This is a genomic window from Oxalobacteraceae bacterium OTU3CINTB1 (assembly GCA_024123955.1).
GTDB lineage: Bacteria > Pseudomonadota > Gammaproteobacteria > Burkholderiales > Burkholderiaceae_D > Rugamonas.
This window is the reverse complement of the sequence record CP099652.1, coordinates 3,694,998-3,720,822: the sequence shown is the minus strand read 5'-3', so window position 1 is coordinate 3,720,822 and position 25,825 is coordinate 3,694,998. Positions and strand designations below refer to the sequence as shown.

The 25,825-nt window shown below is 65.5% G+C and carries 16 protein-coding genes; 7 read left to right on the top strand and 9 right to left on the bottom strand.

Features of this window, described 5'->3' with window-relative positions; genetic code table 11:
- Nucleotides 1-999, top strand: a complete 999-nt coding sequence (locus tag NHH73_16250) for a HEAT repeat domain-containing protein (GenBank protein USX24181.1) — start codon at nucleotides 1-3, stop codon at nucleotides 997-999.
- Nucleotides 999-1,295, top strand: a complete 297-nt coding sequence (locus NHH73_16245; protein ID USX24180.1) for a DUF971 domain-containing protein — start codon at nucleotides 999-1,001, stop codon at nucleotides 1,293-1,295. The genes NHH73_16250 and NHH73_16245 overlap by 1 nt, the downstream gene beginning before the upstream one ends.
- Here NHH73_16245 and NHH73_16240 read toward each other — a convergent pair.
- Together NHH73_16240 and NHH73_16235 are read right to left on the bottom strand one after the other, a co-directional pair.
- The gene (locus NHH73_16240; protein USX24179.1) at nucleotides 1,292-2,467 is read right to left on the bottom strand and encodes a hypothetical protein; all 1,176 of its coding nucleotides are present in this window, start codon (nucleotides 2,465-2,467) and stop codon (nucleotides 1,292-1,294) included. The two genes, NHH73_16245 and NHH73_16240, sit on opposite strands and share 4 nt — an antisense overlap.
- Before the next feature lie 106 nt (nucleotides 2,468-2,573).
- Nucleotides 2,574-3,476, bottom strand: a complete 903-nt coding sequence (locus tag NHH73_16235; GenBank protein USX24178.1) for an AraC family transcriptional regulator — start codon at nucleotides 3,474-3,476, stop codon at nucleotides 2,574-2,576.
- Nucleotides 3,477-3,575: 99 nt separating this feature from the next.
- On the opposite strand from NHH73_16235, the gene NHH73_16230 reads away from it, so the two are divergent.
- The 5 genes from NHH73_16230 (at nucleotide 3,576) to NHH73_16210 (ending at nucleotide 15,373) form a co-directional block, all read left to right on the top strand.
- Nucleotides 3,576-4,328 carry an SDR family oxidoreductase gene (locus NHH73_16230; GenBank protein ID USX24177.1) on the top strand — a complete coding sequence of 251 codons (753 nt, stop codon included), beginning with the start codon at nucleotides 3,576-3,578 and terminating at the stop codon, nucleotides 4,326-4,328.
- 344 nt (nucleotides 4,329-4,672) lie between these two features.
- Nucleotides 4,673-7,891 (top strand): discoidin domain-containing protein, encoded by a 3,219-nt coding sequence (locus NHH73_16225; GenBank protein USX24176.1) that lies wholly within the window; start codon nucleotides 4,673-4,675, stop codon nucleotides 7,889-7,891.
- 205 nt (nucleotides 7,892-8,096) lie between these two features.
- Complete coding sequence (locus tag NHH73_16220) at nucleotides 8,097-11,960, top strand: beta-galactosidase (protein USX24175.1); 3,864 nt, start codon at nucleotides 8,097-8,099, stop codon at nucleotides 11,958-11,960.
- On the top strand, nucleotides 11,957-14,431 hold the full coding sequence (locus NHH73_16215; protein USX24174.1) for a glycosyl hydrolase 115 family protein: 2,475 nt from the start codon (nucleotides 11,957-11,959) through the stop codon (nucleotides 14,429-14,431). The genes NHH73_16220 and NHH73_16215 overlap by 4 nt, the downstream gene beginning before the upstream one ends.
- An 87-nt stretch (nucleotides 14,432-14,518) precedes the next feature.
- Complete coding sequence (locus NHH73_16210; GenBank protein ID USX24173.1) at nucleotides 14,519-15,373, top strand: class I SAM-dependent methyltransferase; 855 nt, start codon at nucleotides 14,519-14,521, stop codon at nucleotides 15,371-15,373.
- Nucleotides 15,374-15,406: 33 nt separating this feature from the next.
- Here NHH73_16210 and NHH73_16205 read toward each other — a convergent pair whose 3' ends face one another.
- The 7 genes from NHH73_16205 to NHH73_16175 form a co-directional block, all read right to left on the bottom strand.
- Nucleotides 15,407-16,966 carry a TerC family protein gene (locus tag NHH73_16205; GenBank protein USX24172.1) on the bottom strand — a complete coding sequence of 520 codons (1,560 nt, stop codon included), beginning with the start codon at nucleotides 16,964-16,966 and terminating at the stop codon, nucleotides 15,407-15,409.
- Nucleotides 16,967-17,060: 94 nt separating this feature from the next.
- Nucleotides 17,061-19,262: a xanthine dehydrogenase family protein molybdopterin-binding subunit gene (locus NHH73_16200; protein ID USX24171.1), complete on the bottom strand. Its 2,202-nt coding sequence runs from the start codon at nucleotides 19,260-19,262 to the stop codon at nucleotides 17,061-17,063.
- A 4-nt stretch (nucleotides 19,263-19,266) separates the two neighbouring features.
- Nucleotides 19,267-20,220 carry a xanthine dehydrogenase family protein subunit M gene (locus NHH73_16195; GenBank protein USX24170.1) on the bottom strand — a complete coding sequence of 318 codons (954 nt, stop codon included), beginning with the start codon at nucleotides 20,218-20,220 and terminating at the stop codon, nucleotides 19,267-19,269.
- Entirely contained in the window at nucleotides 20,217-20,870 is a 654-nt protein-coding gene (paoA, locus tag NHH73_16190) for an aldehyde dehydrogenase iron-sulfur subunit (GenBank protein ID USX24169.1), read from the bottom strand. Before paoA ends, NHH73_16195 begins: the two co-directional genes overlap by 4 nt.
- Before the next feature lie 152 nt (nucleotides 20,871-21,022).
- Nucleotides 21,023-21,847, bottom strand: coding sequence for a ferritin-like domain-containing protein (locus tag NHH73_16185; protein ID USX24168.1), 825 nt, complete (start codon nucleotides 21,845-21,847; stop codon nucleotides 21,023-21,025).
- Nucleotides 21,848-21,899: 52 nt separating this feature from the next.
- Nucleotides 21,900-22,964, bottom strand: a complete 1,065-nt coding sequence (locus tag NHH73_16180) for an LD-carboxypeptidase (protein USX24167.1) — start codon at nucleotides 22,962-22,964, stop codon at nucleotides 21,900-21,902.
- The gene (locus NHH73_16175; GenBank protein USX24166.1) at nucleotides 22,964-25,729 is read right to left on the bottom strand and encodes a TonB-dependent receptor; all 2,766 of its coding nucleotides are present in this window, start codon (nucleotides 25,727-25,729) and stop codon (nucleotides 22,964-22,966) included. The genes NHH73_16180 and NHH73_16175 overlap by 1 nt, the downstream gene beginning before the upstream one ends.
- Nucleotides 25,730-25,825 lie beyond the last annotated feature (96 nt).

The following is a 25,825-nucleotide window of genomic DNA, read 5'->3' as shown; positions in this document are numbered from 1 at the left end:
ATGAACACCGTAAACGACGACACCGAACTGCACGAACTGCGCCAGCGCCTGTCCAACTCCGACGCCACCGTCCGCCGCATCGCCTTGCTGGACCTGGCCGACTGGGCCGGCGAGGAACACGCCGACCTGTTCATTCAAGCGCTGTGCGACGCCGACGCCACCGTGCGCGCCGAAGCCGCGCGCGCGCTCGAAGGGTTCGAGACCCCGGACGGCGTGGCCGGCCTCGCCCTCCTCCTCGGCGACCAGGACCAAAGCGTGCGGCAAGCAGCGGCCCAAAGCTTGAGCGAAGTAAAACAGCCGGACAGTGCCGAGGTGCTGCTGCCGCACCTCGCGCACGCCGATCCTTTCGTAAAAACCGCCGTGCTGCGCGCCGTGCGCGAATTGCGTTCGCCGCACAGCTACGCGCCGGCGCTGGCGGCGCTTGCCGATAGCGACGCAACGGTGCGCCGGGAAGCCGTCGCCGTGCTGGGCTACCTGAAACAACCCGCCGCGCTGCCGGCGCTGACCGCGCTGGTCAGCCGCGACCCGGACGCCGAAGTGCGGCGCGCGGCGGTTGGCGCCGTCGGTTACGGCGCCGGCGCGGACACCGCCGCGGCCTTGCTCGACGCGCTGCGCGACCCCGTATGGCAAGTGCGCGAGGAAGCGGCGACGACCCTGGGCAAACTGGCCCTGGTCCGGGACGGCGCCGACGCGGTCAATCCAGCGGCCGTCGGCACCGCCCTGATGGCGGCGCTGGACGACAGTTACTGGCAGATCAGGCTGCGCGCCGCGCGCAGCCTGGGCCGCTTGAAATACGCGGGCGCGCTGCCGGCGCTGCTGCCGGTGCTGACGCACGCGATCAGCAACCTGCGCAAGGAAGCCGCGCTGGCATTGGGTGAACTGGGCGACGCCGCCGCGCTGCCGGCGCTCGAACCGGTGGCGGCCGATCCCGATCCGGAAGTGCGCAAGGCCGCCCGCCTGGCGCTGGAACAGATCCACGCCGCCACACGGAGCCGTTGATGGACTACCCAAGCGAAATCAGCAACGACCGCGCCGGCCGCGTGCTGACCATCGTCTGGCAGGACGGCGCGCATCAGCAATGGCCGCACGCGCAACTGCGGGCGAGTTGCAAGTGCACGCAGTGCCAGTCCGGGCGCTTGCTGGGATTGGCGTCCGCCACTGCCGGCGACGACCTGCGGGTGGAGCGGCTGGAGGTGGTCGGCAACTACGGACTGCAATTGATCTTTAACGACGGACACCAACGGGGAATCTATCCCTGGCCGTACCTGCGCGCGTTGCGCAATGAATGCGTTTAAATAACCGGCGAGGCCGCTTTCGCCAACATCCGGGCCCGCATTGTGCGCCGCACCCTCCTTGCCAGGCGCGACGCCACGGCCGAGAACGCATACGCGTACAGGCAGATCGCCACCACCGTCGCGCCGAACATGGCGAACGCGAACGCGCCGGGCTGGCCGCCGATCGGCACGTGGAACCGCGCCGAGGCGACCGCGACGACAAACATCATGAACGGAAAGTGCGTCGTGAACAACACGAAACTGGCGCCGCTGAACCAGCGGTTGAGGCGCCACGCGGTCCAGCGCAGCCACAGGATCGGCGCCTGCCTGGCGCCCGCCGCCAGCCAGCAAACGGTGAGCAAAGCGAAGCTGGCGCCAAACAGCAAGTCCAGCGCCATCCGGGCGGCGGGAATCAACGCCTCCGGCACTTGCTCGACGTGCGCGCCACCCCAGCGCGACACCAGCAGGCCGAGCACAAAGACCGGCATGCCATAGCGGCGCTGGAAACGCACCTTGGTGCTATACCCGAGCCAGCCGACGCCGGTCCCCATGATCCACAACAACAAATACCCGAGGAACTCCGGCGCCAGCACGCTGCCCGCCAAGGCGACCGCGATGGCGGCGCACCAGCCCAGCGCGCGGCGACGCTTTCCGAGCACGAACAACGCGGCCAGCGCGAAGTAGGCCCAGCACTCGTACGCCAGCAGATAGAGCATCGTGTTGCTGCCCAGTCCGGGGACGACGAAGCGCTGGAGCATCAACATGTTGCCGGCGAAAGCCTCCAGGCCCAGGCTGGGCGAGAACATGGTGAAATAGGCGTACACCTCGGGGCGCGCCAGCGCGCGGGTGCCGATGAAGTCCAACGCGCCGCCAAGCAATAGCGCCGGGGTCAGCAGACAATAAAACCACGTGGAGCGGCGCAGCAGATCGGCGCCGGGGTCGACGCCGTGGCGCCAGCGGTGGATCGACAGTCCGCCCAGGGCCACCCCGCTGATGAGCATGTACATGACGAACGCTTCGTGGCCCAGGCTGGTGACAAAGTAGAACAACGTCAGCACCAAGCTCTTTTCCGAGACCTCCGGGTAGCCGGCGAACAGCAGGAAGCGCACGTGATAGATGACGGCCATCCCCGCCGCCAGCAGCCGCATCAGATTGACGCGTGCCTGGAAACCACTGTTGACTTGCGCGTCCATGATGTCGCTCCATCGATGATAGCCAGTCTTGACCTTAGCGCAAAAGGCGGCCGCGTCTTTGATCCACGTCGTGCCACGCCGGCCTGATCGCCAAAGCACGGGCCGCTCAGTCCGACTGCCCGCGCGCGTAGCGGGCCGGCGGCAAGCCGACGTGGCGGGCGAAGGCGACGCTGAATGCGCTGGCGGAACCGTAACCGACCCGCTGCGCCACGTCGGCCACGCCGCCCTCATTGCTCCGCAGCAGGTGCTTGGCCCAGGCCATGCGCCAGGCCAGCAAATATTCCATCGGCGCGACGCCCACCGCGCGGCTGAAGCGCTCGAAAAACGCCGACCGCGACATCGCCGATTCCTTCGCCAGCTGCGCCACCGTCCATGGCCGCGTCATGCCTTCGTGCATATGCCGGAGGGCGACGGCAAGACGGTCGTCGGCCAGCCCGCGCAACAGGCCCGGCGAGGCGGCCGTGTGCGCCGCCGAGCGCAGCGCTTCGATCATCAGCACCTCCAGCAGCCGCGCCAGGATGACATCGCGCGCGGGCCGCCGGGCCCGCGATTCGTCACCGACCAGTTCGACGATGGTGGCCAGCCGCCGCTCGCCGCGCACATGCACCAGTTGCGGCAACAGCGAGACCAGCAACGCCGCGTCCGGCGAATCGAAGGCGCAGTGGCCGATCAACACCCGCACGTCCGCAGGGCCGTCTTGCCGGCCCAGCCGGAACTCGCCATCGGGCAGCGCCACGGGCTCGCTTTCGGCCTCGGCCGGGGTCATGGGCTCGCTGCTGTCCATCGTAAAGCGGTGGGCCGATGGAATCAGCACAAAGTCGCCCTGGCGCAACTGGATCGGTTGCTGTGCGCCGACGGTGAGCTGGCACGCGCCGTCCATCACCACGCAGTAGAAAGGCTGGCCGGATTCGGCGCGGCGCACGCGCCACTCCCCCGCCGCGGCCACGACTTTTGAAAAACGCGCCTGCGGCTGCAGCAGTGAAACGACTTCCGTCAGGGGATCGGTCATGTGTGGACTCTCACGAATGAAGCTAGGACGTTTGATTATAGCAAGTCCTGCCGCCGCATTCTATAGTTCAACCCTGCTTACCCACCACAGGAGTACTTCATGAAAACCGTTTTGATCACCGGCTGCTCGTCCGGCTTCGGCCTTGAAACCGCCCGCTACTTCCTCGACCGCGACTGGAACGTGGTCGCCACGATGCGTTCGCCGGCGCCTGATATATTGCCGCGCTCCGACCGGCTGCGCGTGATCGCGCTCGATGTGACCGATCCCGACAGCATCCGGCACGCGGTCGAGGCCGCCGGACCGATCGACGTGCTGGTCAACAACGCCGGCCTCGGATTGATGGGCGCGCTGGAGGGCACAGCGATGGCCAGCGCCCGCCTCATCTTCGACACCAACACGCTCGGCACGATCGCGATGACGCAGGCGGTGCTGCCGCAGTTCAGGCAGCGCAAGGCCGGCGTCGTCATCAACGTCACTTCCGCCGTCACCCTGATGCCGCTCCCGTTGCTGTCGGTCTACACGGCAAGCAAGGCGGCGGTCAACGCCTTCACCGAATCGCTGGCACTGGAACTTGAACAATTCGGCGTGCGGGTGAATCTGGTGCTGCCGGGCCGCGCCCCGGATACCAGTTTCGGCAAAAATGCCCGGCCGCATATGGAAGGCGCCATTCCCGAGGCCTATGCCGGCATGGCGCAGCAGGTCTTCTCCGCATCGGCGGCGCAGACGGCGGTGACGCGGGCGATGGACGTGGCGGAAGCGGTATGGCTGGCCGCTAACGATCCCTCAGCGCCACGGCGCATTCCGGCCGGCGCCGACGCGAAGGCAATGGCGGAAAACAGCGCGGGTTTGTAGCGCGATGAAGCCGCGTTCCCGCTGATTACCGCCTTTTCAGGTCAGGCCAATCCAGGTCACACCGACGAGCCGGGGGCTGCCGTGGCGCAACCGGAAGTCGCCCGCGGCAGCCCAAAACCGCCTTTCATTTCTGCGACCCGTCTTGACACGCGGGTCAACACCAGATATCTTCGACAACGTTGCTCAATCGAAAGTTTTTGTAACCGAGAAGTTCTGAGGCGCCGCCATCCGGCGCGTCGGAACGGGCCGGGATCGCACCGGGACCGGGCCCTCAGCCATCGCCAATGGAAACGTTCCCACAGCACGGATCGCCGCCATAGCCAACCACACAAAAAGGGAATGGAATGAATCGCTCGCCGTGCCGCCACCAACTCAACCTGCGACGTTTGCGCAGGCTCCCCCTCCATGGCTTGCCCCTGGCCTTGATTGTCTTGCTGACGGCTTGCGGAGGCGGCGGTGAAGAAGCCGCCCAGCCAGCCCTTCGCACCGCCAGCGCCATGCGGATACAGGGCGCGGCGCTCGCGGCGGAAGTGCCGCTGACGCCGGCCAACGTCACGGCCAGCTCCGTCGAGCGCGGCGACCTGTCGGCCGCCGCCGCCATCGATCACAACAACGGCACCCGCTGGGGCAGCGGCTTCGCCGACGACCAGCACCTGACCCTCGACTTCGGCAAGAGCGAAATCATCACCCGCGTGCGCATCGATTGGGAGAACGCCCACGCCACGCAGTATTTGCTGCAGGTCTCCGACGACAACGCGACTTGGACCACCATCAAGAGCGTCGACAACAGCGACGGCGGCACCGAGGATGTGACGGGACTGAACGGCCAGGGCCGCTATCTGCGCATCCAGGGCGTCAAACGCGCCACGCAATACGGGTACTCGATCATCGAGGTGCAGGCTTTCTCCGGCACGGCGGGCACGGCGCCGGCCGATCCCGCGCCGGCGCAGCCGCCGACCGATCCGAGCCAGCCCGGCGTGGCGATCAAACCGGTCGCGGCCACCTCCTCCAGGCTGGAAAATCCGGGCCAGTCGGCCGCCATGGCGATCGACGGCAAGACCAACACGCGCTGGGCCAGCGCGTTCGAGGATGGCGCCTGGCTGCAGTTCGACTTCGGCGCCAAAACGCCGATCGGCTACATGAAGCTGCTTTGGGAGAACTCCTACGGCAAGCAATACAACCTGCTGGTGTCCGACGACGGCCAGAACTGGACCTTGCGGCGCGCCGTCGCCAACGGCCAGGGCGGCACCGAGGAATTCTTCAACCTCGGCATCGACGCCCGCTACGTCCGCCTGCAGGGCGTGGCGCGCGCCAGCCAGTACGGCTACTCGCTGTACGAGGTGGAATTCAAGACGCCGGGCAGCGACAACACGCTCGGCGGCGCAACGACGTCGCCGCTGAATTTCCCCGCCAGCGGCGCCGGCTGGACGCCCCTGCCCTCGGCCGACCAGCCGCTCGAGACGCTGCAATTCTCCCTGGCCGACGGCACCCTGGTCACCCGCTTCGGCGCGCGCGGCCTGGCCCGCCACGGCCGCGAGCGCGGCGAGGACTGGAACGAGATCGGTTACGGCCCCAACGAGACGATCGACGCCGTCACCGGCCTGCCGCGCGACAAGGGACCGGGCAATTACCTGACCTTCGTGCCGCAGTACTTCAAGAACCGCACCTGGGGCGTGGAAATCATCGACAACAGCCGGGTGGCCGGCGTCACCAAGCCCACGCTGACCGTCAACCAGTACACCACGGTCGACTTCCTGAAGGGCGGCGTGGCCTTCTTCCGCGGCTTCGACCGCCCCGGCGTGACCGGCTACGGCTGGATGGCGCCGGGCCAGCTGGTGGACGACAACGTCACCATCTGCAAGCCGGTGGCCTATCCGCTCAACGGCAAGCTGACCAACGCCAACGGCATCAACAACGGCTGCACCATCCGCGTCGACAACTATCCGGGACACGCCGGACTGGGCGCCGATGGCCTCCCCGACGGCACCACCGTCAAAGGGCGCGCGCTGGTGGTCGGCGATGTCATCGAAGTGTCGCCGTCGATGTTCACCACCGTCGACGCGCTGGCCGCCAAGGGCGACAACGGCGGCATCCGTTATTACTCGTATGAGTGGGCGTATGTGGTCGGCGCCGGGCTCAAGCCGTGGTACGGCGTGCAACCGCGTCTGAACACGCTCCCGCTGCCGGAAGAGACGCTGTCGGGCGGCGCCGGGTCGGTGTCCTACAACTACTCCGACAACGGCCTGTTCATGTTCCAGCAGCCGCACAACAACATCGGCATGCAGAATATGCAGCGCTTCGTCGAGGGCCGGCGCCTGGTGCACACCAACTTCACCACCGGCGACCACAACGAGCCGGGCAACGACCGCTACGCGCAGGCGGTGGGCCTGCAGGGAGCGCGGTTCAACCAGTCCGTCTGCATCGCCTGCCACGTCAACAACGGCCGCAGCCCGGCACCTTCCGCGATCAACCAGCGGCTCGACAACATGTCGATCCGCGTTGCCACCGCCAACGCCAGCGGCCAGCAGCTGCCGCATCCGCAATACGGCACGGCGGTGCAGATGAACGCCATGTCGTCCACCGGCAAGCCGCAGAACTGGGGCAACGGCGTGCGGGTGGCCGGCTTCGAGACGCGCTCGGTCAAGCTGGCTGACGGCACGACGGTCGAACTGCGCAAGCCGACCCTGGCGTTCGAGGGCGTGACGCCGGATATCTTCTCGCTGCGCGCGGCCCAGCCGATGATAGGCGCCGGTTTGCTGGAAGCGATCCCGGAGGCGAGCATCCTGGCACTGGCGCGCTCGGCGCCGGACGCCGACGGCGTCAAGGGCGTGGCCAACTACGTCTACGATCCGGAAAGCGGCGCGGTGCGGGTGGGCCGCTTCGGCTGGAAGGCGGGCAAGGCGACGTTGCGCCAGCAGTCGGCCGAAGCGCTGCTGCTCGACATGGCAGTGACCTCGCCGGTCTACCGCAGCCGCGACTGCGTCAACGGGCCGGTCGCCTGCCGCGCCGGCGCCGCCCAGGCCGGCATCTCCGAGGCCGATCTGCAATCGATCACGAACTATCTGGCGCTGGTGGCGGTGCCGGCCCAGCGCAGCGTGGCCAGCGGTTTCCCGAAAGGCGTGGCGCCGCTCGACGAGCACCGCGTCGATTCGCAGCAAGTCGCCGCCGGCGCCAGGCTGTTCCAGGGCATGCGCTGCGTGGCCTGCCACACGGCCGAGATCAAGACCGGTCCGGGCCACCTGTTCGCCGAGCTGCGCAACCAGACCATCCGTCCCTACACCGATTTGCTGCTGCACGACATGGGCGCGGGCTTGGCCGACAAATTCGTCGAGGGCCAGGCCAAGGGCGCGATGTGGCGCACCGCGCCGCTGTGGGGCGTCGGCTATACGGACAAGGTCATGGGCGGCGGCGCCAAGGCCGGCTACCTGCACGACGGCCGCGCCCGCACGCTGACCGAGGCCGTCCTGTGGCACGGCGGCGAAGCGGACCGCTCACGCCAGCGCTTCGAGGGCTTGTCGAAGGCTGACCGCGAGGCTGTGCTGGCGTTCCTGAAGTCGCTGTAGGATTTCATCATAAGCCGTCGACGGAGCATGGCGGATTACGCTGCGCTAATCCGCCCTACGTGGTTTAGAAGAGTTCGATTTCGCCTTATGTAAATTGGCCTTGGCAGGAATCGAATCAATCACTCAACTTGTTGATTGAGAGGCATGTTGCTCCGCTGGGATATGGACTTATGATGTGTGGTTCTTACCTCACTGAAATAGGTCCATGCTGAACTTCACACGCATCGCTCGAAATACCATCGCCGGCATCGGCGGCGCGACCCTGGCGCTGGGCTGCGCCGCCCAGGAATTGGGCATTCCGCAAGCGTCGGACGCGGACCGGCAAACCAGCCAGGCGCGTGGCGGTGCGGCCGACGCCTCGGCATTCTTGATGGCCAGTTTCAATAGCGCGTCGGACAATTGGCTGAGCCTGTTCTCGTCCACCGACGGCGTCACCTTTACGTCGTTGGCCTCCGATGCGTACCGGCCGCCGGGCAAACTGATGCGCGACCCGGCTATCGTGCGCCACAGTGATGGCTATTATTACGTGCTCTACGCCACCGGCGCGAACAGCGCCGAACTCGGACTGACCCGCTCCACGGACCTGAAGAACTGGCAGTTCGTCCGCAACGTGCCGCTGGCATTGCCGGGCAACGCGCAGGCCGTCGCGCCGGAATGGTTGCGCGACAAGGACGGATCGTTGAAGGCCATCGTCTCGCGCGGTGCCGGCGGCAGCTATGTGTTGACGCCGAACGCCGACTTGAGCACCTGGTCGGCGCCGCAGCCGTTGCAGGGTTTGCCGGACAACTATGTCGATACCATCGTCGCGGTCACCGACGGAGGCTACACCGCCCTCGCCCGCAACGGCGCCACAGGCCTGATCGAGATGGCCAGCGCCAAATCATTGCAAGGCCCCTGGACCGTCGAGCGGCAAGGCAATTGGGCCAAATGGGGCGCCACCACCGGCAGCCACTCGCTGATCAGGCTGCCTGGTGGGCAATGGCGTCTTTACTTCGGCGATGCCGCAAGCGGCCGCCGCTGGTATTCCGACAGCCTGGACGGCTTGCGCACGTGGAGCGCGGCCAAGCAACTAGGCGGCGTGTCCGGCGTCGTCGGCCAGGCATCGGTATTGGTCGAGGACCGCAAGGCGCTGGCGCAGGCCACCAAGCCGAAAGGCCAGCCGAAAAAGGTCAGCTGGGACGAGCACTCGATGTTGATCGACGGCAAGCGCGTGGTCGTGTGGTCCGGAGAGATCCACCCGTTCCGCCTGCCCAACCCATCGCTGTGGCGGGACGTCATACAGAAGATGAAGGCGCTCGGCTTCAACGGCGTGGCCTTCTATTTCGACTGGGGCTACCACTCCACCGCGCCCGGGGTCTACGACTTCTCCCATGTGCGCAACGTCGAACGCGCCCTCCAGATCGCCGAGGAGGAAGGCATGTACGTGATCGCCCGCACCGGACCATACGTGAACGCGGAGCTGACCGGCGGCGGCTATCCCGGCTGGATGTTCCGCAACCGCGCCGAGGCGCGCACCGACGATCCGGTCTACCTGACCGCCGTCGACGAGTGGATGACACAGATTAACGCCATCATCGCCCGCCACCAGATCACCACCGGCGGCGGCAACGTCATCGCCTACCAGCTGGAAAACGAGCTGGGCAAGGTCGAGCCGAAGCACGTGCGTCACATGGACCATCTGGCGAAGAAGGCGCGCGCGGACGGCATCAGCGTGCCGTTCTTCCACAACGCCGCCGGACGGCTGCCAGACTGGACGCCGAAGGATTCGACCGCGGCCTGGGCCAATCCCGGCCCGACCGATATGTACGCGTTCGACGGCTACCCCGGCGGCACCTGCAATGTGCACGCCGATCCCGCCGGCCCGAACAAGGCGCCGGACTGGGGCATCTACGGCAAGAACTCGCCGAAGATCGGCGCCCTGTCGTCGCCCAAGACGCCGGGATTCGCCGCAGAACTGGGCGGCGGCTGGTTCGACTACTGGGGCTCGAACGGCACCTACAACTGCACCGGCGAGCGTCAGGGCACGGGGTATCAAAGGGTGTTCTATGGCACCAACCTGATCAACCGCATCACCATCCACAATATTTACATGACGTTCGGCGGCACCTCGTGGGGCTGGCTGGCCGGGCCGGTGGTGTATACCTCCTACGATTACGGCGCGCCGATCTCGGAGGACCGTGGCTTGCGCGCCAAGGCGTACGGCCTGAAACAGCAAGGCATGCTGGTCCAGGCGGCCGAGCAGGCGCTGGCGAAGATGGACAAAGGGCCGCCGATCAAGACCTCGTCCGACAAGGTCAAGGTCTATCACAACATCAACCCCGATCTGAACACGCATATACTGTTCGCGGTCCACAGCCCGTCGGACCTGCTGACCAACGACAGCTTCACCTTCGACCTGACGACCAAGGATGGCACGTACAAGGTGCCACTGCGCCTGAACGGCCAGGACGCCAAGATGCTGCTGGCCGATTACAAGCTGGAACGGCATCACCTGGTCTACTCGACGTCGGAACTCCAGACGCACTTCGCCAACGGCGAGCGCGATATCGCGCTGCTGCACGGCCGCGCCGGCGAGCCGGGCGAGACGCTGCTGCGCTACGCCAGTGCGCCCAACGTCGAAGTCATCGAGGGAAAAGTGACATCGCGCTATGAGAACGGCGTGCTGAAGCTGGAATATGTGCACGACGGGCTGGCGCGCGTGCGCATCTCGGGCGGTGGCCGCACCCCGCTGCTGCTGTTGCTGGCCGACGAGAAAAACAGCATCGCCTTCTGGACGCAGAAAACGCCGGCGGGTCAGGTTCTTCAACTGAGTCCCGCGATGGTGCGCTCGGCCAGTCTGGCCGGTGGCAAACTGGCGTTGACGGGCGATACGACAGCCGCCAGCGAGATGCAGATTTGGGGGCCGTCCGTATCGACGGTCACCTTCAACGGCGAAAACCTTTCGGTCACCGCCCAGCCGGACGGCAGCCTGCGCACCGCCGCGCTCAAAGGGCCGGACGCGGTGAAGCTGCCGGACCTCGCCACCTTGGGCTGGACGCGTCGCATGGACAGCCCCGAGGCGCAGCCGAAGTTCGACGATTCTGCCTGGATCAAGGCCGACAACCGTGCCTCGGCGGCGCAGACCTGGACCATGCCGGAGCGCGGCCAGCCGACCTTGTCGATGAGCGACTATGGCTTCCACCACGGCGACGTCTGGTATCGCGGCCGACTGGACCTTGCCGACGCCAAGAGCAATCAACTGGAGCTGTTCTACGGCGCCGGTGGCGCCGGCATGATACAGGTGTGGGTCGACGGTAAATTCGTCGGCCAGCATGAGCTCGACGTCGGCCGCTCCTTCCCCGAGACCACGGACAGCGTCAAGTTCTCGCTCGGCGACAAGCTGGCCAAGGGCCCGCACGTGATCGCCGTCATGGTGCGCAACAATTCGCACAACTGGAACCTGATGGCCGACGACTATCACCGCGAGGCGCGCGGCTTGATTTCGGCCTCGCTGACGTCGCGCGGCGGTCAACGTTACGCCGTGCCGATCGTGTGGCGCATCCAGGGCACCCAGGGCGGCGAGAATATCGTCGACGTCGTGCGCGGTCCGATGAACAATGGCGGCCTGTATGGCGAGCGCCAGGGCTGGTACTTGCCGGCGGTCGATAGCAAGAGCTCCAACGCGGGCTGGACAAGGGCCAAGAGCGGCGACGCGCCGCCAGCGCCAGGCACCTACTGGCTGCGGACGTCGTTCGATCTGGATCTGCCGAAGGGCCACGATATCCAGCTTGGCCTGGCGTTCGGCGACACCACCAAGCCGCGTTCGGAGCGTGAAAACCGCGCGCTGATCTTCGTCAACGGCTGGAACATGGGACAGTTCATCGCCCACATCGGTCCGCAGCGCACGTTCGTGATCCCGCCGGGCATCCTGAACCCGAACGGCGCCAACACCATCGCGCTGGCGGTCACCACCGACGGCAAGCCCGGCAACGTGCTGGAGCCTGTCAAGCTGGTCAACCTTCGCACGGTGCGCGGTGGCGTGCCGCTGGAGATCATGCCGGGTTCGGCCCCGATCAGCGCGCAGCGATGAAGTTCGCCGGATCGCTCGCGTGCTGGGCGCTGCTCGCTATCGCACGGCACGCGGGCGCCGGAGAGTTGACCTTGTATCAACAAGGCGGTCCGGTGGCCGCCATTGTCCATGAGGACCAGAAGACCTATGCGCTGGCGGCGAAATTGCTGGGTCGCGACCTGCAGGCGCTGAGCGGCCAAACGCCGCGCATCTCGTCGCGGTTGCAAGATTGCGGCAAGACCTGCGTGATCATCGGCGCTGTCGATACGCCGCTGTTGCGTCAGCTAGCCAAGCGCGACGGATTGGATCTTGCGGCGTTGCGCGGCGAGTGGGAGCGGCATAAACGGCTGGTCATCCGCTCCAAAGAACGGCGCTATGTATTGATTGCCGGTTCCGACGTCCGGGGCACGGTCTACGGCGTGGTGGACCTGACGCGCGAACTCGGCGTCTCGGCCTGGGAATGGTGGGCGGACGTGACGCCCCGCCGCCAAGCCCGCGTAGCCATCGATGACGCCACGGTCTTTTCGCGGGCGCCATCGGTCCAGTATCGCGGCATCTTCCTCAACGACGAGGACTGGGGCTTGCAGCCTTGGGCGGCCAAGACTTACGATCTCAAGACCGGTGACATCGGGCCCGCCACCTACGCACGTATCTACGAGCTGATGTGGCGCCTGAAGGCCAACACGCTGTGGCCGGCGATGCACGACTCGACCAAGCCCTTCTATCAGATCGCCGGCAACCCGGAAATGGCGCGCGACTACGCCATCGTGGTCGGCACCTCCCACGCCGAGCCGATGATGCGCAACAACGTGCGCGAATGGGATCCGAAGACGAGCGGACCGTTCAACTTCTTTACCAACCGCGACCGCATGATCGCCTACTGGGACGAGCGGGTCCAGCAAGTGAAAGGCTTTGAAACCCTGATGTCGGTCGGCTTGCGCGGCGTGCACGACAGCGCGATGGAAGGCGCGAAGACGATCCCGGAGGCGCGCGATGGCGTCGAACAGGTCATCGATATCCAGCGCGGCTTGCTGTCCAAGGCGCAGGGGCTTCCATCTGAACGGATTCCGCAGGTGCTCACCTTGTACAAGGAAGTGCTCGACATCTACAAAGCCGGCCTGAAGGTGCCGGAGGATATCAGCCTGATCTGGCCGGACGATAATTACGGCTATATCAGCCAGCTCGGCACGGCCGCCGAGGCGAAGCGCGCCGGCGGCGCGGGACTTTACTATCATTTGTCCTACTGGGGACGCCCGCACGATTACCTGTGGCTGGCAACCACCCATCCCGCGCTGGTGCGCGAGCAGCTGGAGCGGGCCAGCCACACTGGCGCCCGCAAGCTGTGGGTGGCCAATGTCGGCGATATCAAGCCGCTGGAATACCTGAGCCAGTACTTCCTCGACCTGGCCTTCGACCACACGTTGCTGGAACAGGCGCCCAGCAAGCACTTGCGCGCGTGGCTGGCGCGCCAATTCGGCGCGGAGCATGCGCTGCAGATCACCGACATCATGATGGAATACTACGCGCTGGCGTGGGAGCGCCGGCCGGAATTCATGGGCTTTGGCCAGACCGAGCCGACCACGCCAAACAAGCCGACCGCTTACCTGCGGTCGGGCGGCGACGAAGCGCGGCGGCGCCTAAACCGGTATGCGGCCATCACCGCGCGCGCCGAGGCGCTGGCGCAAGCCATGCCGGCCGACCGCCGCGACGCGTTCCACGAGCTGGTGCTGTATCCGGTGCGCGCAAGCGCCAACTTGAACGCGCGCATCCTGAAGCTGGAGCTGGCCGGTTTGCCGGACAACACCGGTGACCGCGCCGAGCAGCTCGTGACGGAGGCAAAGGCGGCGCATCGGGCCATCGTAGCCGACACCGCCGAATACAACGCCCTGGCCAACGGCAAATGGCGGCACATGATGGACATGGCGCCGCGCCGCCTGCCGGTGTTCGCCGAACCTGCCTGGCCCGTATCGTCGGACGGCGCCGCCTCGGCCGCCACGCCGCCGCGTCGGCCGCGCCCGGTGTCGATTGCCGCATCCAGCGCGGCGCCGCATTCGCAATGGCAAAAAATCGAGGAGCTCGGCAGCATGGGCACGGTGCTGCGCTCGTCGCTTGCCTTGCCTTCCATCGAAGCCGGCCACGCCGGCACGGTCGCGCCGCTGGAAATCGAATTCCACACCGATGGCGCCGATCCGGTCGGCGTCAACGTCGTCGCCCTCCCCACGCATCCGCTGACGTCGGAAAACCAGCTCAGGCTGGGCTACCGCATCGATGACGGACCGCTGGCGATACTCGACTTCCGCACCCATGGCCGCAGCAGCGAATGGAAGCTCAACGTGCTGAGCAATACGGCGGTCAGGTCGCTGGCGCCGCAGCGGTTCGCGCCGGGCAAGCACCGGCTGCGCTTGTACGCCATGGACCCCGGCTTCATCCTCGACCGGGTCGATATCATCCCCGATGGTGCGGCGCGTTACTACGGTCCGACACCGCGATAGCACGTTTGGCGCACGTCATCGTTGTGCAATATGGCCATGCTAGTCTTGATCGGCACGCTCCCGCAACCGACCAGCAGGCATCAGCCCATGACTATCGCCGCACGACTGAGAATTTCTCCACTCCGCGCCCAGGGTGGCGACGAAATCGACTTGCCCTATGCGCCCTCGCCCTGGCGGCTTAAACAATGCAAGCAGACCGGTATAGTGTTTCTGGCCAATCCTCCCGCTTACGAGGAGCTGTCACGGGATTTCGCTTATGAGGTGACGTTCGAGAAGGAAACGCAGGCGCGCAAGCAAGCAGAGCCCTTTCGTTATGCGATCAGCACCGCGCTCAAGCGTTTTCGTGGCGGCATCCTGAAGCGGAACAAGAGTCTGACCTTGGTGCAGCGGTTGATCCGCGAGGCGCGCGGCGGGCGCATCAATGTGCTCGACGTGGGCTGTGGCTGGGGTTCGTTGCTGGATGATTTGTTCAAGTCGCTGCCGGCGGATTTGCGCGGCAAAAGCGTGCCGCACGGCATAGAGATATCGCAGGAGCTGTCGCGGATCTCGGATGGCAAGCTGCGCAAGGCCGGCGGCCGCTGTGTGCACGCCTCGGCGATGGATGGGCTGGAGCATTTCGAGGACGGATATTTCGACGTCATCATCATGGCGTCTTTTCTCGAGCACGACATCAATCCGCTGGCGGTGCTGGAGCGCTCGGCGAAGCGCCTCAAGCCGGGTGGATCGATCCTGGTCAAGGTACCCAATTACAATTGCCTCAACCGGTATTTGCGCGGGCCACGCTGGTGCGGCTTCCGCTGGCCGGATCATGTGAATTATTTCACGCCGGAGACGTTGAAGGCGACCGCGAAGCTGGCTGGTTTGGATGTGGTGCGGATGTCGCTGCTGGATCGCAGTCCGCTCAGCGACAATATGTACGCGATCTTGCGGCGCGCGGGGTGATCGGCTATTTTTGCGCCGCCAACGACGCACGTATTACTCGTCGTCTGGCGTGGATGGTTCGACGCGCGTCACCATCACGGCCGCGATGCGGCGCTCCACCACTTCGATCACCTCGAACCGCAGACCGTCCACCTCGACCGCCTCGCCCACCGTCGGCAGGTTGCCGAGGCGCTCCAGCATGAAGCCGGCCAGCGACGTGTAGTCGTCGTTCTCACTGATCAGTTCGTCCGTCTCCAGCACCTGCTCCAGATAATGCAGATCGGCCGTGCCGGCGACGCGCCAGCAATTCGGTCCCTGCTCCTGCACATCCGGCTGCTCGTCCTCGTCGGGGAACTCGCCGGCGATCGCCTCCAGAATATCGATCGGCGTCACCACGCCCTGGATGGTGCCGTACTCGTCGGCGATCAGCACCAGTTGACCACGCGAACGTTTCAACGTTTCCATCACCTTCAGCACGCCGCTGGCCTCGGGCATGATGATGGGCTCGCGGATATGTTCCGGAGGAATCGGTACGCCGCGCGCCAAATTGGCCATCAACTCCTTGGCGCGGACGACACCGATGATGTTGTCCAGCTGCCCCCGGCTGACGGGGAAGAAACTGTGCGGCGTTTCCAGGATCTGACCCTGGATGGTGGCCGTGTCCGCATCCAGATCGATCCACGAGATGTTCGAACGCACCGTCATGATCGAGCGCACCGAGCGCTGGGACAAGCTGAGCACGCCGCTGACCATGTTGCGCTCCTCTTGCTCGAACGCTTCCGGCGCCACGGTGGTCGTGGTGTCCTCTTCCTCGCCGCCGGCGGCGAAGCGCTTCTTGCTGCCCAACAGGCGCAACACGGCATCGGCGGTACGGTCGCGCAACGGAACACGTGACTCGCGGCTGACGAAATTACGGCGCGCCAGCTGGTTCAGCGCCTCGATCACCACCGAGAAGCCGATGGCGGCGTACAGGTAGCCCTTCGGAATGTGGAAGCCGAAACCTTCTGCAATCAGGCTCAGGCCGATCATCAACAGGAAACTCAGGCACAGCACCACCACGGTCGGATGGGCGTTGACGAAGCGCGTCAGCGGCTTGGAGGCGAGCAGCATCACGCCCATCGAAATGATAACGGCGGCCATCATCACGCCAAGCTCGTCCACCATGCCGACGGCCGTGATGACGGCGTCGAGTGAAAACACCGCGTCCAGCACGATGATCTGGGCGACGACCGCGCCGAAACCGGCATAGACCCTGGAGCCACCTTGGGTTTCGTGCACCTTGCCTTCGACCCGCTCGTGGAGTTCGATCGTGGCTTTGAACAGGAGGAAGAAGCCGCCCAGCAGCAGGATCAAATCCCGTCCGGAGAAGCTTAGCGAGGCAATCGAGAACAGCGGTTCGGTCAGGGTGACCAGCCAGGACATTACGCTCAACAAGCCCAGGCGCATCAGCATCGCCAGACTCAGGCCAACGAGCCTCGCCTTGTCGCGCTGCTCCGGCGCCAGTTTATCGGCGAGGATCGCGATGAAGATGAGATTGTCGACGCCAAGGACGATTTCGAGAACGATTAATGCAAACAGACCGACCCAAATGTTTGGGTCGAATAGCCATTCCATGCGCTGCTTTCAGTGTTGGGAAGCATGCATTGTAATGCATGCCGGCGCCCCGTTCGATAGGCGGGGCGCCGACATGATGGCATTTTGCCAACACTTAAGCGGTCAGCGGCATCTTTTCGATCAGCTTGTCGAGCGTGATCGGGTAGTCGCGCACGCGCACACCGGTGGCGTTGTAGACCGCGTTGGCGATGGCCGCGCCCACGCCGCAAATTCCCAGCTCGCCCACGCCCTTGGCTTTCATCGGCGACGAGATCGGATCGGTCTCGTCCAGGAAAATGACTTCCTGGTGCGGAATGTCGGCGTGCACCGGCACTTCATACCCGGCCAGATCGTGGTTGACGAAGAAACCGGCACGCTTGTCGACGACCAGGTGCTCCATCAAGGCGGCGCCGGCGCCCATCGTCATCGCGCCGATCACCTGGCTGCGCGCCGACTTGGGATTGAGGATACGGCCCGCCGCGCACACGGCCAGCATGCGGCGGATGCGCGTTTCGCCGGTGTAGGCATCGACGGCCACCTCGACGAAGTGCGCGCCGAACGTCGATTGCTGGTATTTCTTGTCGAGGTCACCGTACTCCATGGTGTCCTCGGCAACAATCTCGCCATCCTGAGCGGCTTGCTGCAACGTCACGGACTTGCCGCCGGCGCGCACCGAGCCGCCGGTGAATTCGGCCTCGGCGGCGTTCAGGCCGGCCTTCTGCGCGATCGCCTCGCGCAACTTGACGCAGGCGGCATACACGCCCGCCGTCGAGCTGTTGGCGCCCCACTGCCCTCCGGAACCTGCCGAGACCGGGAAATCGGAGTCGCCGAGTTTGACCACCACCTTGTCGATAGTCAACCCCATCATCTCGGCGGCGGTCTGCGCGATGATGGTGTAGGTGCCGGTGCCGATATCGGTCATGTCGGTCTCGACCGTGACAACGCCCTTGCTGTCCAGGCGCACGCGGGCAGCGGACTTCATCACGATGTTGTTGCGGAATGCCGCGGCGACACCCATGCCCACCAGCCAGCGGCCATCGCGCACCTTGCCCGGCTCGACGCTGCGCGCGCTCCAGCCGAAGCGCTCCGCGCCGTTGCGCAGACACTCGACCAGCCGGCGCTGCGAAAACTTGCGCTCGCGCTTGGCCGGATCGTGCGTGACGTCATTGATGATGCGGAACGTCACCGGGTCCATCTTCAGTTTTTCCGCCAGCTCGTCGACCGCGATTTCCAGCGCCATCAGGCCCGGCGCCTCGCCCGGCGCGCGCATGGCGTTGCCTTCTGGCAGGTCGAGCACGGACAGGCGCATCTTGGTCATGCGGTTGGCGCCCGCGTACAGCAGCTTGGTCTGGTTGACCGCCGTTTCCGGTTGGCCGTCCGGCAGGTCGCCCGACCAGCTCTCGTGGCCGATGGCGGTGATCTTTCCCTCGCGGCTGGCGCCGATGCGGATGCGCTGGATCGTCGCCGGCCGGTGCGTGGTATTGTTGAACATCAGCGGCCGCTGCAAGGTGACCTTGACCGGCCGGTTGGCCGCCTTGGCGCCCAGCGCGGCCAGCACCGCCTCGGCGCGCACGAACAGCTTGCCGCCGAAGCCGCCGCCGATGTACGGCGACACCAGGCGCACTTTTTCCTTGGGAATGCCGAGCGTCTTGGCGACGTCGCCCTGGCCCCAGGCGATCATCTGGTTAGAGGTCCACACGGTGACCTTGTCGCCGTCCCATTTGGCGATGGACGCGTGCGGTTCCATCATCGCGTGCGACTGGTCGGGCGTGGTGTAAGTGGCGTCGAGGCGCACCGGCGCCGAGGCGAACGCGCTGGCGAAGTCGCCGACCTTGGAGTCGGCGTTCTCCTTGTCCTTGTGCGGCACGCCCTTGTCCTTTTCCTTGGCCAGGTCGTAGGCGCCCTTGGCGGCCGCGTACTTGACCTGGACCAACTGCGCCGCCGCGCGCGCCTGCTCGAAGGTCTCGGCCACCACCAGCGCGACCGCCTGGTGATAGTGCTGGATCTCCGGTCCGCCGAGCAGCTTGGCGGTGTTCATCTTGCCCTTGCCCAGCTTGCCGGCGTTGTCGGCGGTGACGATGGCGATGACGCCGGGCGCGCGCTTGGCGGCGGCTAGGTCCATCGAGACGATGCGTCCCTTGGCGATGGCGGCGCCGACCACATAGCCGTAGGCGGCGTTGGGCGCCGCCTCGTGCTGTTCATAGGCGTACGGCGCGGTGCCGGTGGTCTTGTACGGGCCGTCGATGCGGTCCAGGGGCTTGCCGACGAGCTTGAGCTGGTCGATCGGATTGGTGGTGGCTGGAGTGGTGAATTTCATGGCGTCAGGCTTTCTTCGCTTCCGCCAGCACAGATTCTATCGTGCGCTGAACCAGGGTGATCTTAAAGGCGTTCTCTTGGGTGGTCTTGGCGCCGGCCAGCAACTGGGCGGCCACGGCTTTGCCGCCGCGCGCCATGCTGTCGTCCGCGCCCGGCATGCGCCAGGGCTTGTGGGCGACGCCGCCCAGCGCCACCCGGCCGGTGCCGTCCGGCAACACCACGGCGGCCACCGAGATCAGTGCGAAGGCGTAGGACGAGCGGTCGCGCACCTTGCGGTAGTAATGCTTGCCGCCCAGCGGCTTGGGCAAGGTCACGGCGGTGATCATCTCACCCGCGGTCAGCGTGGTTTCGATATGCGGCGTCTTGCCCGGCAGGCGGTGGAACTCCGCCATTGGGATGCTGCGGGTCGAACCATCGGGACGGACCGTTTCGACCACCGCGTCCAGCAGTTGCATGGCGACGGCCATGTCGCTCGGATGGGTGGCGATGCACTCGTCGCTGACGCCGACGATGGCGTGGTTGCGGCTGTGGCCGGCGATGGCCGAACAACCGCTGCCCGGCGCGCGCTTGTTGCAGGCCTGGTTGGTGTCGTAGAAATAAGGGCAACGGGTACGCTGCAACAAGTTGCCGGCGGTGGTGGCCTTGTTGCGCAGCTGCGCCGAGGCGCCTGACAGCAAGGCGCGCGAGAGCACGCCATAATCGCGGCGGATGCGCTCGTCGGCGGCCAGGTCAGTGTTGCGCACCATGGCGCCGATGCGCAAGCCGCCCTGCGGCGTGCTTTCGATCTTGTCGAGGCCGACGGCATTGACGTCGATCAGGTGGCCCGGGGTTTCGATCTCCAGCTTCATCAGGTCCAGCAGATTGGTGCCGCCGGCGATGAACTTGGCGTTGGGCGTGCGTGCGGCGAGCGCGGCAGCTTCTGCCGGTGTCGACGCGCGCTGGTAAGTAAAGGCTCTCATGCGGCGCTCCCGGCGACTTCGCTGATCGCGTCGATGATGTTGGAATAGGCGCCGCAGCGGCAAATGTTGCCGCTCATGCGTTCGCGCAATTCGGTGGCGTTGAGCAGCGGACGCGCGGTCAGATCCGGGCTGACGTGGCTCGGGATGCCCTGCTTGATCTCTTCAAGGGCGGACACGGCCGAACAGATTTGCCCCGGGGTACAGTAGCCGCACTGGTAGCCGTCGTGCTTGACGAAGGCGGCCTGCATTGGATGCAGCTTGGCGGGCGTGCCCAGTCCCTCGATGGTGGTGACCTTGGCGCCTTCGTGCATCACGGCAAGGGTGAGGCAGGAATTGATGCGGCGGCCGTCGACGATTACCGTGCAGGCGCCGCACTGGCCATGGTCGCAACCTTTCTTGGTCCCGGTCAGGTGCAGGTTTTCGCGCAGGGCGTCGAGCAAGGTCGTGCGGGTATCGAGCTCGAGCTTGCGGACTTCGCCGTTGACCTGGAACGTGACCTTCGCGCTCACAGGCGCGGCGGCGGATTGCGCTGCGGCCGCGTTGCCGGTCTGGGCGGCGGCGATCGACGGTACGGCGCTGGCAGTTGCCGACAGCGCGCCGGCGATCAATAGTTCCCGCCTGGAGAGTGTAACTTGGCTAAGGTCGTTCATGGCTTGGCGTCCTAATGGCTAATGATTTAAAGGCCTCCTCTGGATGAGGTAGTATTAATTATATTAAGCGCATTCGGAGCGGTTGATTCGCACTGTTGGATCAGGCAATGGACCCGGTGGTTTAGGCAATCGGCGTGTGTAGTTTTGCTCCGCTAGCCACCCATCGCGCGGATTTCATCCATCGTGAAACCGGCCTGCACACGGGCCTCGACGTTGAACGGGCCGCGCAACGCCGGGGCGCGATAGCGCAATGCCAGGTCGGCATACGCCGCACCCGGCTCCAGCCCATGCTGATCGCACAGATACCTGTACCAGCGGTTGCCGATCTCCACATGACCGATCTCGTCGCGCAGGATGATGTCGAGGATGTGGGCTGCGGGCATGTCGCCGGCCTGCGCCAGCTTGGCACGCAGCGGCGGATTCGCGTCCAGGCCGCGTGCCTCCAAGGTGCGCGGCACCAGCGCCATGCGGGCCAACACGTCGCCCGTGGTCCTCTCGACCATCTCCCACAAACTGTCGTGGGCGGTGAAATCGCCGTATGTGTGACCTAACGCACCCAAGTGCTCAACAAGCAGGGAAAAATGCAACGCTTCTTCGTCGGCGACGCGCAACCAGTCGGTGTAGTAGCTTGGCGGCAAGCCCGGGAAGCGCCACAGCGCGTCCAGGGCGAGGTTGATGGCGTTGAATTCGATGTGGGCCAGCGCGTGGATGAGCATGGCGCGCCCTTCCAGCGTATTCATCGAACGGCGCCCCACTTCGCGCGGCGGCACCAGACCGGGTTTTTGCGGACGTCCGGGGATGGCGGCCGTGGCTTGCAGAATGACAGCCGGATTCGGCGGGCACAAGCCTGCTGCGGAGGCGGCGGCCATGGCGGCGACGGCGCCCACCTTCCTGGTCGGATCGGCTTCCAGCAGGCAATGCAGCGCATAGGCGCGCAGCTCGGTCGGCGCGGATTCTTGGGTGGGGGATGGGTGCACGGGATCTGGTGGGGCTTGCGGGAAAGGCGGCAGTGTAACACCCCGCCCCGCCCTAGACGACGCCGGGCTCCAGCAACGTCAGCGTTTGCTGCGCGGTGTCGAGCCGCGCCCTGATGCCGACCGGCATGGTGAATTGATGGCGGATGTGGCCGAAGGAGTAACCGGTGACCGCCGGCAGGGTCAGCGGCAACAGGTGCTGGTCGACCGTTTCGTCCAGCGACAGCGCGCTTTCGCCGTCGATCCCATCGCAATTTTCGAAAATGCCCAGCATGACGGCCGCGGCCTTCCGATACCCCTGGCTGAGCTGCAACTGCGTCATCATGCGGTCGATACGGTAGGGCTCCTCGTTGACGTCTTCCAGATACAGGATGGCGTCGGTGAAGTCGGCCGCGTACGGCGTGCCGGCCAGCGCGCTGACCAGCGACAGGTTACCGCCAATCAACCGTCCCGTGGCGACGCCCGCGTGGATCGTGCGAAGCTTATAGTTGGCGTGCGTCTCGCCTGCCAGCGCGTTCTCCGCCGACATCGCGATCGTATAGTTGTCGTGCGGCGTCATCAGCACGTTTTGCATCTGGGTGACGGCATACTCCGAGAACGTGGACGATGCCACCGGCCCATGGAAAGTCACCAGCCCGGCGTGCGTAAGAAACGCCAGATGCAGGCTGGTGATGTCCGAATAGCCGATCAACACTTTCGGATGGGCGCGTATCAGCCGGTAATCGATGTGTTCCAGCAGCGAGATGCAGCCCGAGCCGCCGCGTATCGCCCACACCGCCTTGATTTCGGGGTCGAGGAACATGCCGTGCACATCGTCGAGCCGCTGCTGGACGGTGCCCGCGTAGTTGCCGTAGACATAGTGTATGTTGTTGCCGACACGCGCGCGCAAGCCCAGCGATTCGATATTGCCGACCGCCTTCGCCAGCGCTTCCTCATTGGTATGGCCACCCGGCGCGATGATGCCGACCAGGTCGCCCGGCATCAGCCTCGCGGGTTTGATCAGGCGCATGGTTTTCCTCCGCCTGGACGATGGCGCGGCCGCTTGCGCCGCCGCGTTTGTGCCGATTGCGGCGGCGGCCAGCAGCTTGCCGAAATGCCGCCGGCCGAATCCGCCCGACATTACAGGAACTTGTACTTCAGCAAGACGCTGAGCGAGCGGCCGCGCGGATCGGCCACGCGCGGGTCCCAGCCGGCGCCTACCACCTCGTCGACGTTGTGCGCCGTGAACGGCGGATCGGTGTCGAGGATGTTCTGGATGCCCACGGTGATCGTGGTGTTGCGGATGCCGCTGTACGTGGCCGACAAGTCGTACTTGGTATACGCCTTGACGTTGGGATTGAACCCCGGCGGCGGCGTCGACTTGCCGTTGTTCGGCAACTGGTCCTTGTAGCCGGTGCTGTAGTTCTGGATCAGCATGGCGCTCCAGTCGCCCTTGGCCAGGCTGATGCTGGCGTTGTGCTTCCAGCGCAGATACAGGTCGCGGGTGTAGAAGTTGCCGACGTACTCCTTGTACTCCTGCCCTTCGAACTCGGCGAACTTGAAGCTGTTGGTGTAGGTGCCGTCGAGGCTGAAGTTCCAGTTATAGTTGCTGACTTTGCCTTCGCCGCGCAGGCTCAGGTCGGCGCCGCGTGTCTTGGCGCCGGCGGCGTTGATCCAGCCGGCTTGGACGTAGGCGATGGTGTTGTCCGGGTTGCGGATGATGTTCTCGGATAGCGCCGCCGCGTTGGCCAGCACGACCTGGGGCGTGCGGTTCAGGATGCGGTTGAGCGTGTTGATGGCCCAGTAGTCGACGGACGCCGAATAGCCCTTGACCGGCTCGAAGACAACGCCGAGGCTGCCCTGCTTGGAGGTTTCCGGCTTCAGCCTGGTGTTGCCGCCGGTGAGATACTCCAGGCGCGGAATGGCGCAGAAGGCCGGATTGCCCGGATTGGCCGGGCAGCCGATCGGGTCGATGATGCCGTTCGGCAGTTCCTGCAGCAGGCTGCCGGAATACAGTTGCGTGAAGCTCGGCGCCAGGAAGCCTTTGTTGGCCGAGCCCCGGAACAGCAGCGAACTGTTGGGCTGGTAGCGGAACGAGACCTTGGGGTTGGTGGTATCGCCGAACACGCTGTAATGGTCGCGCCGCAGGGCCAGTTGCAGCTCCAGTTCCTTGGTGACGGGCACCAGCAGCTCGGTGTAGAAGGCCTTGATGTCGCGCGTGGCCTCGTTCAACGCCGCGTTGCCGGGCGCCAGCAGGATTTGCGTGGCGTCGACGTCCTGGGCGAAGCTGTAGCCTTCGCGGCGCAGGTCGAAGCCGACCGCCATCGACATCGCCCCCGCCGGCAGCTGCATCACTTCACCGGAGATGTTGCCGTCGATCTGGGTCAGTTTGGTCTTGCCGTGCTGCAGCGGGCCACGATAGCGGGTGGAATCAATCAGCGCGATCGCCTCCGGCGTCTGGGTCTGGCCTGGCGTCAGCCACGGATTGATCAGGCCGGTGCCGAGCGCCGCATAGATCTTGCTTGTGTAGCCGTAGCCGTCCAGCAAGCGGGTCTTGGTCTTGCTTTCGCCGTGCGACACGCCGGCGCGGTAGTCCCACTTGCCCAGCAGGACGCCTTCGGCGCCGAGTAGCAGGCGGGCGTTGTCGGTGACGTTCTCTTGCTTGCGATAGCCCCAGTCGTTGGCGCGCCATTTGTACGAGATCGGCTTGGTCTTGTCGAAAGTGGAAATATACGGCGACAGGTCCTGGTAATAGGCGCCGCCGGCCGGATAGACGCCGCCGTTGGCGACCGTGGCCGAGATCTGCACCGGCGTCAGCTCCGACAGCGCCTTGTTGTGGCCGTACAAGGCCTCGACGAACACCTTGTGGTCCGGGTTGATTTGCAAGGTGCCGCGCGAGACGGCGTTCAGGCGCTCGACCGGGAAGCTGATGATGTAGTCGGCGCCGTAATCATAGGCGCACGAATAGGTGCTGCGGGTGGCGGCGGTGACGTCCTTCCACAGCGCCGTCTGGTATTGCGACATGCCGGGAATCGTGTCGCACTTGCCCTGGAAGCTCAGCGGGTTCGCCTGCAGATAGGTGGTGCTGTCGCCGGGCATCTTGAAGCCGGCGCCGAGGGCCGTGCCCGGACCGTTCAGTTGATTGGCGAACGGCGTTCCGGTGGTGTCCGGCGACAGGCCGCGCGCCGGCTGGAAGCCGTTGGCGAACGAGCGCTCGCGCGAGCTCAGCTTTTCGTCGTTGTCGTAGGTGACGCTGCCCATCAGGTTGTAGCCGTCGGTTTGCAGCGAGCCGGTGCCGCCCAGCAGCGACAGGCGGCGCTTGGCGCCGCCCCCCTCCTCGGTGAAATTGCCGGTATAGGAGAGCTCCAGGCCGCGATAATCGGTGCGCAGGATGAAGTTGATGACGCCGCCGATGGCGTCGGTGCCGTAGATGGCCGAGGCGCCGTCCTTGAGGATCTCGACCCGGGCGATGGCGCCCAGCGGAATCGCGTTGAGGTCGACCGACTTGCCGCTGGCGCCGTAGGTGGCGATGCGGCGGCCGTTGAGCAGCACCAGGGTGCTGTTCGGACCGAGTCCGCGCAGCGACGCGTACGAGGCGCCGCCGCTGACGCGGTCGGCGTCGGCGCCGAAGACGTTATTACCGGAGGTCATGTTGTCGGCGCCGGTGCCGTTGGCCGACAAGGTGCGGATCAGTTGCTCGGTGCTGGTGATGCCCTGCTTTTCGATGGTGTCGTAGTTGATCACCTGCACCGGCAGCGCGCCCTCCTTGGCCACCCGCTTGATGCTGCTGCCGGTGATTTCGACCCGCTGCATGCTCGCTTCGCCGCTTTGCGCCAGCGCCGGTCCCGACGCCGGGGCCACAACACCTATTAGCGCAATCATGTGCGCCAGTTTCTTAACCTTCACGGCCTCTCCCTTTGATGTGCCTGCGATCTATCGCGACTGGCGGCTGGCGGCGTCGTTGCGCCGCGCTGTCCCGCCAACCCAGATTAGCCGCTCGAC